This window comes from Microbacterium lemovicicum (genome assembly GCF_003991875.1).
GTDB lineage: Bacteria > Actinomycetota > Actinomycetes > Actinomycetales > Microbacteriaceae > Microbacterium > Microbacterium lemovicicum.
The window spans coordinates 2132434-2147658 of record NZ_CP031423.1; the positions used below are offsets into that span (position 1 = coordinate 2132434).

Consider the following 15225-nt stretch of genomic DNA (forward strand, 5'->3'; position numbering starts at 1 on the left):
CGGTCGGTACGCTCGGACACATGACCTCTTCCGCCCCCACCGGTCTGCGCTGGGGCATTCTCGCCACCGGCGGGATCGCGCACGCCTTCGCCTCCGACCTCCGCACCGCAGGACTCGACCTCGTCGCCGTCGGCTCCCGCCGCCCCGACGCCGCCGCCGCCTTCGCGGCCGAGTTCGGCATCCCCCACGTCCACGGGTCCTACGAGGACCTCGCCGCCGACCCCGACGTGGACATCGTCTACGTCGCCACCCCTCACCCCGCGCACGCCGAGAACGCGCTGCTGCTCATCGAGCACGGCAAGCACGTGCTCGTCGAGAAGCCCTTCACCCTCACCGCCGCCGAGGCCGCGCGCGTCCAGGAGGCGGCCGCGGCACGTGGCGTGCTGGCGATGGAGGCGATGTGGACGCGCTACCTGCCGCACATGGTGCGCATCCGCGAGATCGTCGCCGCCGGCACGCTCGGCGAGGTGCGCGCGCTGACCGCCGACCACACGCAGAAGATCAGCGACGACCCCTCGCACCGGCTCAACGACCTCGCACTCGGCGGCGGCGCGCTCCTCGACCTCGGGATCTACCCCGTCTCGTTCGCGTGGGACATCCTCGGCGCACCCGCGACGGTCGCCGTCGCCGCGCGCGTCGGCGAGACCGGTGCCGACACCGAGATCGCGGCGATCTTCACGCACGCGTCCGGGGCCCTGTCCACGAGCATCTCGTCCTCCCGTGCCGCGGGCCCGAACACGGCCAGCGTCGTCGGCACCGAGGCCCGCATCGAGATCGACCGCGTCTGGTACACCCCGACGTCGTTCCGTGTGACGGCGACCGACGGCACCGTGCTCGAGGAGTACGTCTCCGAGGTCGAGGGCCGGGGCATGCAGTACCAGGCGCTCGCCGCCGAACGGATCATCGCGGAGGGCGGCACCGACAGCGACGTGCTGCCGATCGCCGAGAGCGTCGCCATCATGGCGAACCTCGACGAGATGCGCAGGACGATCGGGGTCCGCTACCCCGGAGAGGCAGATCATGGCTGACCCGCAGACCAATCGCGTCGCCGTCTACCTGGACTTCGACAACATCGTCATGTCCTGGTACGACCGCGTCCACGGACGCAACTCCTACGCCAAGGACCGTCAGCGCATCGCCGAGGATCCGACCGCGCCCGATGTCGCCGAGCGGCTCGCCGCCGCGACCATCGACGTCGGCGCGATCATCGACTTCGCAGCGTCGTTCGGCACCCTCGTACTGACACGCGCCTACGCCGACTGGTCCTCGCCGGTGAACGCCGTCTATCGCTCGCAGCTCGTCGCGCGCGCCGTCGACCTCGTCCAGCTCTTCCCGGCCGCCGCCTACGCCAAGAACGGCGCCGACATCCGTCTGGCCGTCGATGCCGTCGAGGACATGTTCCGCCTCCCCGACCTCACGCACGTGATGATCGTCGGCGGCGACTCGGACTATGTGCCGCTCGCCCAGCGCTGCAAGCGGCTCGGCCGCTACGTCATCGGCGTCGGGGTGGCCGGTTCCACCGCCAAGTCGCTCGCCGCCGCGTGCGACGAGTTCGAGGCCTACGACTCGCTGCCGGGCGTGCCCTCGCTGCCGCGCCGCGCGCCGCGCACCTCCGCGCCCGCAGCCGCCTCCGAGGCCTCCGCCGACGACGCGGCCGCCGGGCAGGAGCCGGCACCCGCGAAGAGCTCCCGCCGTCGTGGCGGTCGCGGAGGGTCGAAGGAGGCCGCCGCGGAGTCGAAGCCGATCGAGCCCACCGCCGATTCCGACGTCGCGGCCGACGCCACCGCTGCGGAGACGGCGCCGGAGTCGGACGCCGCCGCGGCCGCGCCCGCCCGGACCACCCGCAGCCGCGGTGCGAAGGCCCCCGCGGCGGAGGCCGCCGAGGCCGTCGTCGAGATCTCTGCGGAGCCTGAGGCTGAGCCCGAGGCTGAGGCTGAGGCGGAGGCGCCGCAGGATGAGGATGCTGCGGCCACCCGTCCCGCGCGCCGTCCGCGCCGCGCGACCTCGGCCTCCACCGCCGCCGCTGCGGCGAGCGCCGCCGGACAGGGCGGAGCCGACGCCGGCTCGCTGTTCCTCGCGCCGTCGACCTCGAGCGTCATGGTCGTCGAGGACGACCAGCAGGACGAGGAGGACCCGCAGGAGAGCGCGACGCGACTGCTCGAGCGGGCGCTGCGGCTCGGCGTGAAGGACGATTCCGAGTGGCTCCACAGCTCCGCCGTGAAGACGCACATGCGCCGCATGGACCCGTCGTTCAGCGAGAAGGCGCTCGGCTTCCGGTCGTTCAACGACTTCGTGAAGGCGCGCGCCGACGTCGCCGAACTCGAGGAGACCGGTCACGAGCGCCTGGTGCGCCTGCACCCCTCGCGCTCCTGACGCGCGGCCCCGCGGGAGACCGCGGGCCGCAGCATCCTTCTGTCCCTGCGCGGCCGTCGAGTAAAGTGACGCTCGTGGCCCGCCTGACTTCGCCCCCAGGCTCTCAGTCTTCGCTCCGCGAAGCCAACAGAGCCCGGCTCGTCGAGTCGTTGAAGCGCCACGGACGCCTCACGCAGGTGGAGCTCGCCGGCAGCACGGGGCTGTCGCCGGCGACCGTCTCCAACATCGTCAAGGAGCTCACCGCGGCGGGGCTGCTGCACACATCCATCACCTCGCGCAGCGGTCGCCGCGCGACCCTCGTGTCGCTCTCGCGGCGCCTCGGGCTCGTCGCGGGCGTGCACTTCAGTTCGCGGCAGCTGCACATCGCCATCGCGGACGTGACGCGCACGATCGTCGCGCAGACCTCGCTCCCCCTCGCCCTCGATCACCGCCACGACGCCGAGCTCGATCGCCTCGCGATCCTGCTCAGCGACATGATGGAGTCGCTCGGCGGCAGCGTGGGAGACCTGCTCGCCGTCGGTCTCGCGCTGCCGGCTCCCGTCGATCCGCGCACCGGCATGGTCTCCACGCCGGGACTCCTCCGCGGCTGGGAGGGCGTCGACATCGGCGCCGACCTCGCCTCGCGCATCGACCGGCCGGTCTACGTCGACAGCGAGGCCAACCTCGGCGGTCTCGCGGAGGCCCGCGAGGGCAGCAGCCGCAGCGTCGGCTCATCGGTCTTCATCCGCGTCGGTCACACCATCAGCGCCGGACTGGTCGTGAACGGCGACCTGTTCCGCGGCGTCAACGGCAAGGCCGGCCAGATCGGCCACGTCACGATCGACGAGAACGGCCCGATCTGCCGCTGCAGCAACCGCGGCTGCCTCGAGACGTACGCCGGCGGCCCCGCCCTGCTGTCCCTGTTCCCGCCGTCCGACGGCATGCACCGGCTCGGCGATCTGCTCCAGGCGGCGGAGGACGGCGACGGCAGCTCCCGCCGCGTCATCGCCGACGCCGGACGCCATCTCGGCATCGCTGCCGCGAGCCTCTGCAACCTCTTCGACCCCGAGCTCATCGTCGTCGGCGGCGAGCTCGGCCAGGCGGGCGAGATCCTGATGGCCCCGATGCGCCACTCGCTCGACCGCAGCGCGCTGGCCACCGACACGGGCCTGCCCGAGATCGTCGGCGCCTCCTTCGGAGAGTGGGCCGAGGCCCGCGGGGCGATCGCGATCGCGCTGGACCACGTCACGGTCGACGCCGAAGCCCTGCCCTACTCGGCCTGAGGCGCCGTCGTGCCGCTCCCGCTTTCCTCCCGTCCGTCGACCCGTCGCGGGCACGCCCTCCGCACGGGAGCGCTCGTCGTCATCGCGAGCGTGCTGGCAGGCCTCACCGCGTGCGCCCCGTCCGCACCGAACGAGGGGACGATCGCGCTGCTGCTGCCCGACGCCAAGACGGCACGGTACGAGACGTTCGACCGCCCGTGGTTCGAGGCGCAGGTCGCCGCCACCGGCGACTTCACGGTGCAGTACGCGAACGCCGATCAGGATGCCGCGAAGCAGCAGCAGCAGGCCGAGTCGGCTCTGGCGGCCGGGGTCGAGGTGCTGGTGCTCGACCCGGTCGACGGGCGCGCCGCGGCGACGATCGTCAGCCAGGCGAATGCGCAGAACGTGCCGGTCATCGCCTATGACCGCCTCATCTCCGGGGGCCGGATCGCCTACTACGTGTCCTTCGACAACGAGAAGGTGGGACTCCTGCAGGCGACCGCGCTCGTCGACGGGCTGGCCGGCCGCGGAGAGGCCGGGGGCGGCATCCTCATGGTCAACGGCTCCCCCACCGACAGCAACGCGGCCCAGTTCAACGCGGGGGCACGACGTGTGCTGGATGCCAGCGGACTGAACGTGCTGGCGACCTACGACACCCCCGACTGGAGTCCCGACAAGGCGCAGCAGTGGGTCGCCGGTCAGATCGCCCAGCGCGGCGACGGCATCGCCGGCGTGTACGCCGCGAACGACGGCACAGCGGGGGGCGCCATCGCCGCGCTCAAGGCCGCGGGCGTCGCGCCCCTCCCGCTCGTGACGGGTCAGGATGCCGAGCTCGCCGCCATCCAGCGCCTCGTGACCGGCGACCAGTACATGACCGTCTACAAGGCGATCCGGCAGCAGGCCGAGCGCGCCGCCGACGTCGCCGTCGCCCTCGCCCGCGGCGAGACGGTCACCGCTCCGATGGAGCAGGACGGCATCCCGACCACGCTGCTGGAGCCGGTCGCCGTGACGGTCGACGACATCCTCGCGACGGTGGTCGCCGACGGGGTGTGGAGCGTCCAGGAGATCTGCACGCCCGACTACGCTGAGGCATGCGATGCGGCCGGGATCCGGTGATCGCGGGAAGAATCCGGTGACACAGCCCAGGACAGGACGCGCGCGGGAGCGCGTGCTGACGATGCACGGCATCGGCAAGCACTTCGGGGCCGTCCGCGCGCTCGTCGACGTCGACTTCTGGGTGAACGAGGGCGAGGTGGTCGCGCTCGTCGGCGACAACGGCGCGGGCAAGTCCACGCTCGTGAAGATCCTCGCCGGCGTGCACACCCCGGATGCCGGCACGATCGAGTTCGACGGCGACGCCGTCACCATCCCCGGACCCGCGCACGCGCAGGACCTCGGCATCGCCACCGTCTTCCAGGACCTCGCCCTCTGCGACAACCTCGACGTCGTCGCGAACCTGTGGCTGGGGCGAGAGCTGGTCGAGGGCGCACGCCTCGACGAGGTCGATATGGAGCAGCGCACGTGGTCGCTGCTGCGTGAGCTGTCGGCGAAGATCCCCTCGGTGCGCATCCCGGTGGCGGCCCTGTCGGGCGGCCAGCGGCAGACCGTCGCGATCGCGCGCTCGCTGGTCGGCGACCCCCGCATCGTCATCCTCGACGAGCCGACGGCGGCGCTCGGCGTGGCCCAGACCGCCGAGGTGCTGAACCTCATCGAGCGGCTGCGCGAGCGCGGCCACGGCGTGGTGCTCGTCAGCCACAACATGGCCGACGTCATGGCGGTGGCGGATCGCGTCGTGGTGCTGCGGCTGGGCCGCAACAACGGCGTGTACAACGTCGCCGACGTCACCAGCGCCATGCTCATCGCCGCGATCACCGGCGCCACCGACAACGCGGTGACCCGGAGGGCGGCCGGCGATGCGGATGCTGCGACGAGACCCATCGCCGCACGCCCGCGTCTCGCCGCCGACCCCGTCGGCGCTCCGGAGCCCCGCGTGCGTGCGCCCGGCGAGGCGGAGATCATCACGCTGCCCGGCGTCCGGCGGCGGGACCGCGACGAGGGCCGCGAGTGAGCGGCGAGCGCGGCGGTCGGACGCCGACGGGCAGCACCGTCGCGGACACCTCGACCGACCGCATCGGCGTGCTCGGCGCGGCGGACTCGGTCATGTCGCGTCTGCGGGGCGGGGACCTGGGGGCGCTGCCCGTCATCCTCGGTCTCGCCGTGATCTGGACCGTCTTCCAGATCCTGAATCCGGTCTTCCTCTCCAGCGGCAACCTGGTCAACCTCACCATGCAGTGCGCGGCCATCGGCACGATCGCCCTGGGCGTGGTGATCGTGCTCCTCGTCGGGGAGATCGACCTGTCGGTGGGCTCGGTCGCCGGACTCGGCAGCGCGGTGCTCGCCGTCACCTTCGTGCAGCTGCAGTGGAATCTGGCGCTCGCTCTGCTGGCCGCCGTCGCGATCGGCACCTGCGTGGGTCTGCTGTACGGCATCGTCTACACGCGGTTCGGCGTGCCGAGCTTCGTCATCACCCTCGCCGGCCTGCTGGGGTTCCTGGGTCTGCAGCTGTGGGTGCTCGGCGACACCGGCTCGATCAACCTCCCCTTCGACTCCTGGATCGTGCTGTTCGCCCAGCAGCTGTTCCTCCCCGCCTGGCTGTCCTACGTCGCGGCGGTGCTCGCCGCCGCGGCCTACGCCTCCTCGCTCCTCCGCCGTGCGCGGCGGCGGGTGGCCGCCGACCTCGACAGCCAGAGCCTCCGCGAGATCGGCGTGCGCGCGGGTGTGCTGCTCGCGGTGCTGCTCGTGTCGGCGTGGTATCTCAATCTCAGCCGCGGAGTCGGGGTGATGTTCCTCTTCTTCCTCCTGCTCGTGGTCGCCGCCCACCTCACCCTGACCCGCACGAGGTGGGGTCGTGCGGTCTACGCCGTGGGCGGCTCCGAGGAGGCCGCACGCCGGGCGGGCATCCGCGTCGACCGCATCTACATCTCCGTCTTCATGCTCTGCTCGACGCTCGCGGCCGTCGGCGGCGTCCTCGCCGCCGCCCGCCTGTCCTCGGCCGGGCAGAGCAGCGGCGGAGGAGACACGAACCTGACGGCGATCGCCGCCGCCGTCATCGGCGGAGCGAGCCTGTTCGGAGGTCGCGGCACCGCGTTCGCCGCGCTCATCGGCATCGCCGTGATCCAGTCGATCTCCTCCGGTCTCACGCTGCTCAGCCTGGCCAGCTCGGTGCAGTTCATGGTGACCGGCCTGGTGCTGGTGCTGGCCGTGATCGTCGACTCGGTGTCGCGGCGGTCTCGCGCAGCATCCGGTCGCGCCTGACCCCTGCGTTCAAGGGACGAACGCTCGCGCGGCGCAGAGCAGACCCGTCGCGGTCGTACTTGGCAGAGTGCTGGGAATCAACGCTGGCGACTGCGCATTTCTCCGGCTGAGCGTGCGACTTCTGCGATCACCGAATGCCGTTCGTGAACGGAGACCGCCGTGTTGCCAAAGCGTTACGTTCAAGACTTGACGCCAAGAACCGCAGTGGAGAAGATCGCTGTACCGCGATCGCCGTCTGCTACCCGGATCGCGGATTCAATGACGAAAGGCGCAAGATGAAGAAGTCTTCCCTCCTGGCCGCAGCCGCTCTCAGCGGCGCGGCCGCTCTGCTGCTGGCCGGCTGTGCCGGCTCCAGTGGCGGAACCGCCAGTGGCGGATCCTCCGAAGGCGGTGGCGGCGAGGCCGCCGCCGGTGCACGCGCGTGCGTGATCCTCCCCGATGCGGCCTCGTCGCCCCGCTGGGAGAACTTCGACCGCGAGTACCTGCAGAAGGCGCTCACCGACGCCGGCTTCGAGGCCGACATCCAGAACGCCCAGGGCGACGTCAGCAAGTATTCGACGATCGCCGACCAGCAGCTCACCCAGGGCTGCGGCGTCATGCTGCTGACCGACTACCAGGGCGCGGCCGAGGCCGTCGCCGCAAAGGCCAAGGCCGAGGGCATCCCGGTCATCGCCTACGACCGTCCGTTCTCCGGCGCCGACTACTACGTCTCCTTCGACAACATGAAGGTCGGCGAGCTCGAGGGCCAGACCGTCCTCGACGGCCTCAAGACCGCCGGCAAGGACCCGGCGACCGCGGTCGTCGTCTACATGGGCGGCGACCCCACCGACGGCAACGCCAAGATGTTCAAGGACGGCGCCGTCAAGGTCATGGAGGCCGCGGGCATCAAGCCGGCCGCCGAGCCCCCGGGAATCTGGGACCAGGCCAAGTCGCAGACCAACTTCGAGCAGGCGCTGACCTCGCTCGGCGGCAAGGTCGACGGCGTGTGGGTGGCCAACGACACCAACGCCGCCGGCGTGATCAAGGTCCTGCAGGACAACAACCTGACCGGCGTCGCCGTGTCGGGTCAGGACGCGAACGTCGCCGGTCTGCAGAACGTGCTGCTCGGCTGGCAGACCGCCACGGTCTACAAGCAGGTCTCCCTCGAAGCGGATGCCGCTGTGAAGGTCGTCACGCAGCTGCTGAACAAGGAGACCCCGACGGCCGACCAGAAGCTCGACGACGGCACCCCGTACATCTCGGTGACGCCCGTCCTGGTCGGACCCGAAGAGGTCAAGACCGTCATCGAGAACGGCGACGCCTCGGCGTCGGACGTCTGCACCGGTGACGTCGCCGCCAAGTGCACGGAGTACGGCGTCAAGTAAGGCCCACATCACCGGGGCGTCGCGTCGTCATGGCGCGGCGCCCTCGTGTGTGATCGACCGCAAGGAAGCGAGCATGCCAGAACCGATCATCGAACTCGTGGGCGTCAAGAAGTCGTTCGGCCCCGTCAACGTCCTGAAGGGCGTCAACCTCCGCGTCTACCCCGGCCGCGTCACCGCCCTCGTGGGCGACAACGGCGCCGGGAAGTCCACCCTCATCAAGGGTCTCGCCGGTGTCCAGCCGTACGACGAGGGCGATGTCCTCTTCGAGGGCGCGCCCGTGTCCCTCGCCACCCCGCGCGATGCCGGAGCGCTCGGCATCGAGGTCGTCTACCAGGACCTCGCGCTGTGCGACAACCTCGACATCGTCCAGAACATGTTCCTCGGGCGCGAAGAGCTCTCCGGCGGCACGTTCGACGAGGGCCGCATGGAGAAGGAGGCCTCCGACACCCTGCGGTCGCTCTCGGTGCGCACCGTCAAGTCGGTGCGTCAGAAGGTGTCGTCGCTCTCGGGCGGACAGCGCCAGACCGTCGCCATCGCGCGCGCCGTGCTGAAGAAGGCGCGCGTCGTGATCCTCGACGAGCCCACCGCCGCGCTCGGCGTGGCGCAGACCGAGCAGGTGCTGCACCTCGTGGAGCGTCTCAAGGAGCAGAACGTCGCCGTCGTGCTCATCAGCCACAACCTCGCGGACGTCTTCGAGGTCGCGGACGACATCGCCGTGCTGTACCTCGGGCAGCTGGTCGCCCAGCTGGAGACCAAGGACACGAACCGCGACGACGTCGTCGGCTACATCACCGGCACGAAGACCCAGGGCGTCGAGCTCATCGGCACCACCAACATCCCCACCGGAGGCGCTGAATGAGCAGCAACACCCGCACCAACGCCGCTCCGGACCCGGTCGCCAGCGACCTCATCGGCAGCGGCGTCGAAGGCGGTCTGAGCGATCAGATCAAGGCATGGTGGCAGCGCGTGCGCGGCGGCGACATGGGCGCCCTGCCCGCCGTCGGCGGTCTCGTCGTGCTGACGGTGCTCTTCACCTCGCTCAGCCCGTTCTTCCTCACGGAGCGCAACTTCGCGAACCTCCTCAACCAGGCGGCGACGCTCGTGATGCTCGGCATCGCGCTCGTCTTCGTGCTGCTGCTGGGCGAGATCGACCTGTCCGCCGGCGTCACCGGCGGTGTCGCGATGGCGCTGTTCGTCGTGCTGAACGTGCAGTTCGGCATCCCGTGGCCCCTCGCGCTGCTCATCGGCTTCGGCTTCGGCATCATCACCGGCGCGCTCATCGGCTTCTTCGTGGCCAGGGTGGGGATTCCCTCGTTCGTAGTGACACTGGGCCTGTTCCTGGGCTTCCAGGGCCTTGCCCTCGTCATCATCGGTCCCGGCGGCCTCTACCGCCTCGAGGTGCCCGAGCTGCTGGCGATCCAGAACGGCAACCTGCCGGTCTGGGGCGGATGGGCGATGCTCGTCGTCATGCTCGTGATCTCGGCGGCGACGTCGTTCTGGGATCGCGCCCGCCGCACGCGTGCCGGGGTGCCCAACCGCGCCATCTCGCTCGTGTGGATCAAGCTCGCCGTCATCGCCGTCATCGGCGGGGTGGCCGTCTACATCCTCAACTCCGACCGCGGGCAGTCGGTGGTCGCCGTCCAGGGCGTTCCGATCATCGTGCCGATCGTGCTCGTGATCCTGTGGATCGGCACCTTCGTGCTCGACCGCACGAAGTTCGGCCGCTACATCTACGCGATCGGCGGCAACGCCGAGGCGGCACGCCGTTCGGGCGTCAAGGTGCGCTGGGTCAAGTGGACGGCGTTCGTCATCTGCTCCTCCCTCGCCGTCATCTCCGCGCTCTTCAGCGTGGCGCGTGTCGGCTCGGTGGACGCGACCGTCGGTCGCGACATCGTGCTGAGCGGCGTCGCGGCCGCCGTCGTCGGCGGTGTCAGCCTCTTCGGCGGACGCGGCCGGCTGCTCCACGCGGCCATCGGCGCCCTGGTGATCGCCGTGATCACCAACGGACTGGGTCTGCTCAACCTCCCGGCGGGCATCAACCTGCTGGTGACGGGCGGCGTGCTCATCCTCGCCGCCACGGTCGACGCCGTCTCGCGGCTCCGATCCGGCGGCGCGAGGACCTAGCGGTTCCGTTCACCGACGCGGTGGTCGCAGCATCCCTCCCGGGACCTGCGGCCACCGCGTCGTCGTATGCCGGCCACCCTGTCGTCGTACCCCGGGGACTCGTCGTCGTACCCCGGGGCCTTCTCGTCGTACCCCGGGGCCTCGTCGTCGTCCCGCGGCCGGCGACGGTAGCGTCGGGGGGTGGACTTCCCGTTCGATGCGCTCCGGCGCCGCCCCGACCTCGAGGCGCCCGAGCTGCAGGCGTGGGATGCCGCGGACCTCCTTCTTCTGGACGAGTCCGCCGACGACCGGCGACAGGCCGGCCCGGGAGAGCTCGTCGTCATCGGCGACGGGTACGGAGCGCTGACCCTCCCGGCCGTCTCCGACGGCGCCCAGGAGGTGCGCGTGCACCAGGATGCGCTCACCGGGGAGCAGGCCCTGGCGGCCAACGCCGCCGAGCTGCTGCCCGACGCGGGTGTGCGCTCGCTCGACCTCGACGCGGACCTCGTGCGCGGCGCGCGCGTCGTGCTGCTCCGGCTCCCCCGGTCGCTCCACGCCCTCGAGGACATCGCCGGGCTCATCGCCGCCCACGCCGCACCGGATGCGGTCGTCTACGCGGGCGGACGCATCAAGCACATGACCGTGGCCATGAACGACGTGCTGCGGCGCTTCTTCGACCGCGTCGACGTGACGCACGCCCGCCAGAAGTCACGGGTGCTGATCGCACGCGGCCCGCACGACGGGGCCGATCCGCGGCCGCGGCGGCAGCAGCATCCCGGACTTTTGGTCGTCTGCGCGTTCGGCGGCGCCTTCGCCGGCACGTCGGTCGACATCGGCACCCGGCTGCTGCTGGAGCACCTGCCCGCCGCGTTCCCCGACGAGGTGGTCGACCTCGCGTGCGGCACGGGGGTCATCGGGGCGTTCATCGCGATGCGGGATGCCGCCGCTCACGTGTACGCGACGGATCAGTCGGCCGCGGCCGTCGCCTCGGCACGCGCGACGGCGGACGCCAACGGCGTGGCCGAGCGGATGCGCGTCGTGCGCGACGACGCGCTGTCGTCGCGCCCGGCCGACAGCGCGCGGTTCGTGACCCTCAACCCGCCGTTCCACATCGGGGCGGCGGTGCACGACGGAGTCGCGCTGCGCCTGTTCGCCGACGCGGCACGCGTGCTGCAGCCGGGTGGCGAGCTGTGGACGGTGTGGAACTCGCCGCAGCGCTATCGGTCCGCCCTCGAGGAGCTGGTCGGCCCGACGCGCCAGATCGCCCGCAACGCGAAGTTCACCGTCACGGTCTCGACGGCGCGCTGAGCCTGCCGCTCCTCCGCCTCCCGCCGGGCGCCGAGCGCGGAAGCCGAGCGCGGGCGCCGACGAGGGCGCCGATCGAGTGCGCTGAGAAGCCGGGCTGCCCGGGCGTCGGCGCGAAGCTCCGTCGTCAGCCCTTGAGCATGGCGCGGAGGGTCTGCACGGTGTCGGCGTCGGCCGCGAGCTTGTCCTCCCGGTAGGCCTTCACCCGCGCGAACCGCAGCGCGATGCCGCCCGGGTACCGTGTCGAGCGCTGCACGCCGTCGATCGCGATCTCCACGACCACCTCCGGACGCACGAACACCGTCATCGCGGTGCGCCGCGTCTCGAGCTCCGCGAAGCGCTCGGTCTGCCAGCGCAGCAGGTCGTCGGTCAGGCCCTTGAAGGTCTTCCCGACCATCACCAGACCGCCCTCCTCGCCGAACTCCCCCGACTCGTCGCGGGCGCCCAGGTGGATGTTCGACAGCCATCCGCGTCGCCGCCCCGAACCCCACTCGGCCGCGAGCACCACGAGGTCGAAGGTGTGGACCGGCTTGACCTTCACCCAGCTCTTCCCGCGGCGTCCGGCGGCGTAGGGGGCGTCGAGCGCCTTCACCATCACGCCCTCGTGGCCGGCGGCCAGGGCGTCGCGCGACAGCTGCTCCGCGGCCTCCGCGTCGGCGGTGATGATGCCGGGCACGCGCAGGTCGCCGACGACGCGGTCGAGCTCGGCGCGTCGCACCGAGAGCGGCTCGTCGACGAGGTCGCGGTCGTCGACGTGCAGGATGTCGAAGAACCAGGGCCGCAGCGCCACCTCCCGTGCCGTCTCCGAGCCGAACCGGGCCATCGTGTCCTGGAACGGGCGCGGCGCGCCGTCTTCGTCGAGCGACAGCGTCTCGCCGTCGAGGATCAGTCGTCGCGCGGGGAGGGCGCGCACGGCCTCGACGATCTCGGGCACGCGGTGGGTGACGTCGGCCAGGGTGCGCGTGAAGACCCGCACGTCGTCGCCGTCGCGGTGCACCTGCACGCGGGCGCCGTCGAGCTTGTACTCCACCGATGCCGTGCCCGTGATGCCGATCGCCTCGGTGGGCGTCGCGGCGGTCGAGGCCAGCATGGGGAGCACGGCCCTCCCGACCTGCAGGCTCACCTCGTCGAGATCGGTCTCGGTGCCGGTCAGGGCGATGACGGCGGTCGCCCCCAGGTCGCCCGACAGCATCGCGGCGCGGCGGACGGCCGCGGCCGGACGACCGGAGGCCGACGCGATGGCGTCGAGGAGCACGCCCTCGAGCGCGCCGGTGCGGAGCTCGCCGATCAGCACGCGCGACAGGAAGTCCCACTCGGCCGCCGTCGCGCGCTCGGCGAGGTCGGTGAGCGTCGCGGTGCGGATCGCGGCCGAACCGCTGCCGGATGCCGCGACCAGCCGGTTGAGGGCGGCATCGACGTCGACGATGCCCAGCGTCGACTCGACGGCATGTCGTGGCGCCAGCGTGGACAGCCCGCGCCAGCCGACGCCGACACGGCCCTGCCGGGGGCTCGCGACGAGGTAGCCGACGGCCGGGATGATCTCGTCGGACCCGAGCGAGCGGAGCGAGGCCGCGAGCGCGGCCACCTTCCCGGTGCGGGCGGACAGGCCCGCCACCTCGTCGGTGAGCACGGCAAGGTCGGCCAGGAGCATGGTCGCATCCTCGCATCGGGTACGGACATCGTGTCGGGGCTGGACGCTACCCTCGGAGCGTGCACACCACCAACTACGTCGACACCTTCATCGCCGTGGCCCCCGACAGCCCCGCGGAGTCCGCCACCGAGCCCGCGCACCGCGAGCAGCCGACCATCGCCCAGCTCCACTACGAGCTGATCGCCGGCCATCCCTACCGGTACACCTCCGACGACGTCCTCTTCGAAACCCACGCCCGCCGTGCCGGCGTCCCTGAAGAGGAGCGCGCGGCGGCGCGCGCCGCCTTCTTCTCGAAGGGGCAGCCCTGCCTGCGATCCTCACCGCTCGGCAAGCGCCTCGGGTGGGGCACGCACCACGACGCCGAGGGCCGCGTCGCCGTCGTGGCGGTCGAGTCCGAGGAGTACGCGCGGCTGCTCGCCGACCCGTCACTCACGCAGACGCGGGCGATGCGGTCGTCCCGCGCCGGCTGAGCCTGCGCTGTCAACCGCGCGCGGCCGACAGCGCGGCCACGGCCCCCACGCCGCCGAGGAAGCCCTCGAGGTCGGGCTCATCGCCCGTGGGCTGCAGGATGACCGACGTCGCTCCGGCGTCGAAGAACGGCTGGATCGCGCGGACGACGTCCTCCGGATCACCGGACACGTCGAGCGACGGATCGGCCGCGTTCCTCCACGCGGCGTGATCGGCGGACACGCGCTCCGCCGCCCCGGCGCCGAACGCGGCGGTGACGAAGACGATGAACTCGTGCGTGCCCGCCCGACCCGCGGCATCCCGTCCCTCCTGCACGAGGGCGACGGCGTCACGGATGCGGTCCGGCGTCCAGCCCGACGGCACGACCGTGCCGTCGGCGACCTCCCCCGTCAGGCGGAGCGTCTTCGGCCCCTCCCCCGCGGCGATGACGGCCGGGGCCTGCGCGGGCGGCCAGTCGAGCTTCACTCCGTCGAGCCGCACGTAGCGCCCGTCGGTGTTCAGCTCCTCACCGGCGAGCAGGCCGCGGAGCGCCGGGACGTATTCGCGCATGAGCGTCAGCGGCGACTGCGCCCGCGCGCCGACCTGCGCCATCCAGTCGAGCACGCCGTGGCCCACGCCCGGGATCACCCGTCCGGGGAACAGCCGCTCGAGGGTCGCGATCTCCATGGCGAGCAGGGCGACGTTGCGCAACGGCATCGGCGAGACCCCGATGCCGACCTTCAGCGTCTCGGTCCAGGCGAGGACGGCGGATGCCGCGGCGAACGCGGACTCCCGGAAACAGTCCTCCCAGAGCCACAGCTCGGGCACGCCGGCCGCCTCGGCGGCGAGGGCGGCGCTGCGCAGGCGCTCGGGCGGGAAGGACGGCGTGAAGATGGCTCCGATGCGTGGCATCCGTCCACTCTGCCAGCCCCTGGGCGTCGGCGCGCGGGTCGGGTCGGGGAAGGCGCTTCAGCGACCCGCCCAGAGTGCCCACGCGACGAGGACCGGCTGCAGGAACAGGCGGCCGAAGCGGCGGCGCTCGGTGTCGAGCAGGGGCGCGGACCGCCCGGTGCGCCACTGGTGGACGTTGCCCGGGAAGACCGCCACGAAGAATGCAGCGATCGCGGCGCCGACGGTGCGCCGCTCCTTCGGCAGCGCGACGAGCGCGGCGCCGAGCATGACCTCGACGACGCCCGATGCGACGACGATCGCGTCCTTGTCGGTGCGGAGCATCGTGGTCGCCCAGTCGGGCACCACGATCCGGTACCCGCGGCGGCCCCACGAGAGGTGTGAGATCCCCGCCCCGACCAGCAGAGCGGCCAGGCCCGAGCGGGCCACCGTCCGCGTCACGTCGATCGGGCTGACGGGTCGCCTGCGGGAGCGCTTCATCGCCTCAGTCTGCCACCCGCCCCGGCGCGCCCCGCCG

General features: G+C 71.9%; 14 protein-coding genes and 1 pseudogene. 12 read left to right on the forward strand and 3 right to left on the reverse strand.

What is annotated here, in order from left to right; translation table 11 throughout:
• The first annotated feature begins 20 nt into the window (after positions 1 to 20).
• The 11 genes and pseudogenes from CVS47_RS10010 to CVS47_RS10060 all read left to right on the forward strand — a co-directional run bounded on the left by CVS47_RS10010 (position 21) and on the right by CVS47_RS10060 (position 11704).
• A complete protein-coding gene (locus CVS47_RS10010) occupies positions 21 to 1028 on the forward strand; it encodes a Gfo/Idh/MocA family protein (protein ID WP_127095946.1) in 1008 nt (335 codons plus the stop codon).
• Positions 1021 to 1698: pseudogene (locus CVS47_RS10015) on the forward strand (NYN domain-containing protein); the annotation flags it as partial. The gene CVS47_RS10010 and the pseudogene CVS47_RS10015, both read left to right, overlap by 8 nt.
• A gap of 399 nt (positions 1699 to 2097) precedes the next feature.
• A complete protein-coding gene (locus CVS47_RS10020) occupies positions 2098 to 2373 on the forward strand; it encodes an OST-HTH/LOTUS domain-containing protein (protein ID WP_127097305.1) in 276 nt (91 codons plus the stop codon).
• Between the two features lie 74 nt (positions 2374 to 2447).
• Positions 2448 to 3635, forward strand: a complete 1188-nt coding sequence (locus CVS47_RS10025; RefSeq protein WP_206502593.1) for an ROK family transcriptional regulator — start codon at positions 2448 to 2450, stop codon at positions 3633 to 3635.
• A gap of 9 nt (positions 3636 to 3644) precedes the next feature.
• Positions 3645 to 4730, forward strand: a complete 1086-nt coding sequence (locus CVS47_RS10030) for a sugar ABC transporter substrate-binding protein (RefSeq protein ID WP_127095947.1) — start codon at positions 3645 to 3647, stop codon at positions 4728 to 4730.
• Positions 4731 to 4791: 61 nt separating this feature from the next.
• Positions 4792 to 5682, forward strand: coding sequence for an ATP-binding cassette domain-containing protein (locus CVS47_RS10035; RefSeq protein ID WP_241240347.1), 891 nt, complete (start codon positions 4792 to 4794; stop codon positions 5680 to 5682).
• Positions 5683 to 5774: 92 nt separating this feature from the next.
• Complete coding sequence (locus tag CVS47_RS10040) at positions 5775 to 6929, forward strand: sugar ABC transporter permease (protein ID WP_127097307.1); 1155 nt, start codon at positions 5775 to 5777, stop codon at positions 6927 to 6929.
• Positions 6930 to 7204: 275 nt separating this feature from the next.
• A complete protein-coding gene (locus tag CVS47_RS10045; protein ID WP_127095949.1) occupies positions 7205 to 8293 on the forward strand; it encodes a sugar ABC transporter substrate-binding protein in 1089 nt (362 codons plus the stop codon).
• A gap of 73 nt (positions 8294 to 8366) precedes the next feature.
• A complete protein-coding gene (locus CVS47_RS10050) occupies positions 8367 to 9152 on the forward strand; it encodes an ATP-binding cassette domain-containing protein (protein ID WP_127095950.1) in 786 nt (261 codons plus the stop codon).
• Positions 9149 to 10417 carry a sugar ABC transporter permease gene (locus tag CVS47_RS10055; RefSeq protein ID WP_127095951.1) on the forward strand — a complete coding sequence of 423 codons (1269 nt, stop codon included), beginning with the start codon at positions 9149 to 9151 and terminating at the stop codon, positions 10415 to 10417. Before CVS47_RS10050 ends, CVS47_RS10055 begins: the two co-directional genes overlap by 4 nt.
• Positions 10418 to 10597: 180 nt before the next feature.
• Positions 10598 to 11704 carry a class I SAM-dependent methyltransferase gene (locus CVS47_RS10060; protein ID WP_127095952.1) on the forward strand — a complete coding sequence of 369 codons (1107 nt, stop codon included), beginning with the start codon at positions 10598 to 10600 and terminating at the stop codon, positions 11702 to 11704.
• A 124-nt stretch (positions 11705 to 11828) separates the two neighbouring features.
• On the opposite strand, the gene CVS47_RS10065 is transcribed toward CVS47_RS10060, so the two are convergent.
• Positions 11829 to 13352 carry an ATP-dependent DNA ligase gene (locus tag CVS47_RS10065; protein ID WP_127095953.1) on the reverse strand — a complete coding sequence of 508 codons (1524 nt, stop codon included), beginning with the start codon at positions 13350 to 13352 and terminating at the stop codon, positions 11829 to 11831.
• A 59-nt stretch (positions 13353 to 13411) separates the two neighbouring features.
• Here CVS47_RS10065 and CVS47_RS10070 point away from each other — a divergent pair, with 59 nt between their 5' ends.
• Positions 13412 to 13822, forward strand: coding sequence for a DUF6157 family protein (locus CVS47_RS10070; RefSeq protein WP_127095954.1), 411 nt, complete (start codon positions 13412 to 13414; stop codon positions 13820 to 13822).
• Between the two features lie 10 nt (positions 13823 to 13832).
• Here the strand turns inward: CVS47_RS10070 and CVS47_RS10075 are convergent, their stop codons facing one another.
• Entirely contained in the window at positions 13833 to 14711 is an 879-nt protein-coding gene (locus CVS47_RS10075; protein ID WP_127095955.1) for an LLM class flavin-dependent oxidoreductase, read from the reverse strand.
• Between the two features lie 57 nt (positions 14712 to 14768).
• Entirely contained in the window at positions 14769 to 15188 is a 420-nt protein-coding gene (locus CVS47_RS10080) for a DoxX family protein (RefSeq protein WP_127095956.1), read from the reverse strand.
• Between the last annotated feature and the right edge of the window lie 37 nt (positions 15189 to 15225).

Coding starts and splice junctions, on each gene's coding strand:
- CVS47_RS10055 (WP_127095951.1), top strand. CDS start 9,149: ATGAGCAGCAACACCCGCACCAACGCCGCTCCGGACCCGGTCGCCAGC.
- CVS47_RS10050 (WP_127095950.1), top strand. CDS start 8,367: ATGCCAGAACCGATCATCGAACTCGTGGGCGTCAAGAAGTCGTTCGGC.
- CVS47_RS10010 (WP_127095946.1), top strand. CDS start 21: ATGACCTCTTCCGCCCCCACCGGTCTGCGCTGGGGCATTCTCGCCACC.
- CVS47_RS10075 (WP_127095955.1), bottom strand. CDS start 14,711: ATGCCACGCATCGGAGCCATCTTCACGCCGTCCTTCCCGCCCGAGCGC.
- CVS47_RS10065 (WP_127095953.1), bottom strand. CDS start 13,352: ATGCTCCTGGCCGACCTTGCCGTGCTCACCGACGAGGTGGCGGGCCTG.
- CVS47_RS10040 (WP_127097307.1), top strand. CDS start 5,775: ATGTCGCGTCTGCGGGGCGGGGACCTGGGGGCGCTGCCCGTCATCCTC.
- CVS47_RS10020 (WP_127097305.1), top strand. CDS start 2,098: ATGGTCGTCGAGGACGACCAGCAGGACGAGGAGGACCCGCAGGAGAGC.
- CVS47_RS10080 (WP_127095956.1), bottom strand. CDS start 15,188: ATGAAGCGCTCCCGCAGGCGACCCGTCAGCCCGATCGACGTGACGCGG.
- CVS47_RS10035 (WP_241240347.1), top strand. CDS start 4,792: ATGCACGGCATCGGCAAGCACTTCGGGGCCGTCCGCGCGCTCGTCGAC.
- CVS47_RS10045 (WP_127095949.1), top strand. CDS start 7,205: ATGAAGAAGTCTTCCCTCCTGGCCGCAGCCGCTCTCAGCGGCGCGGCC.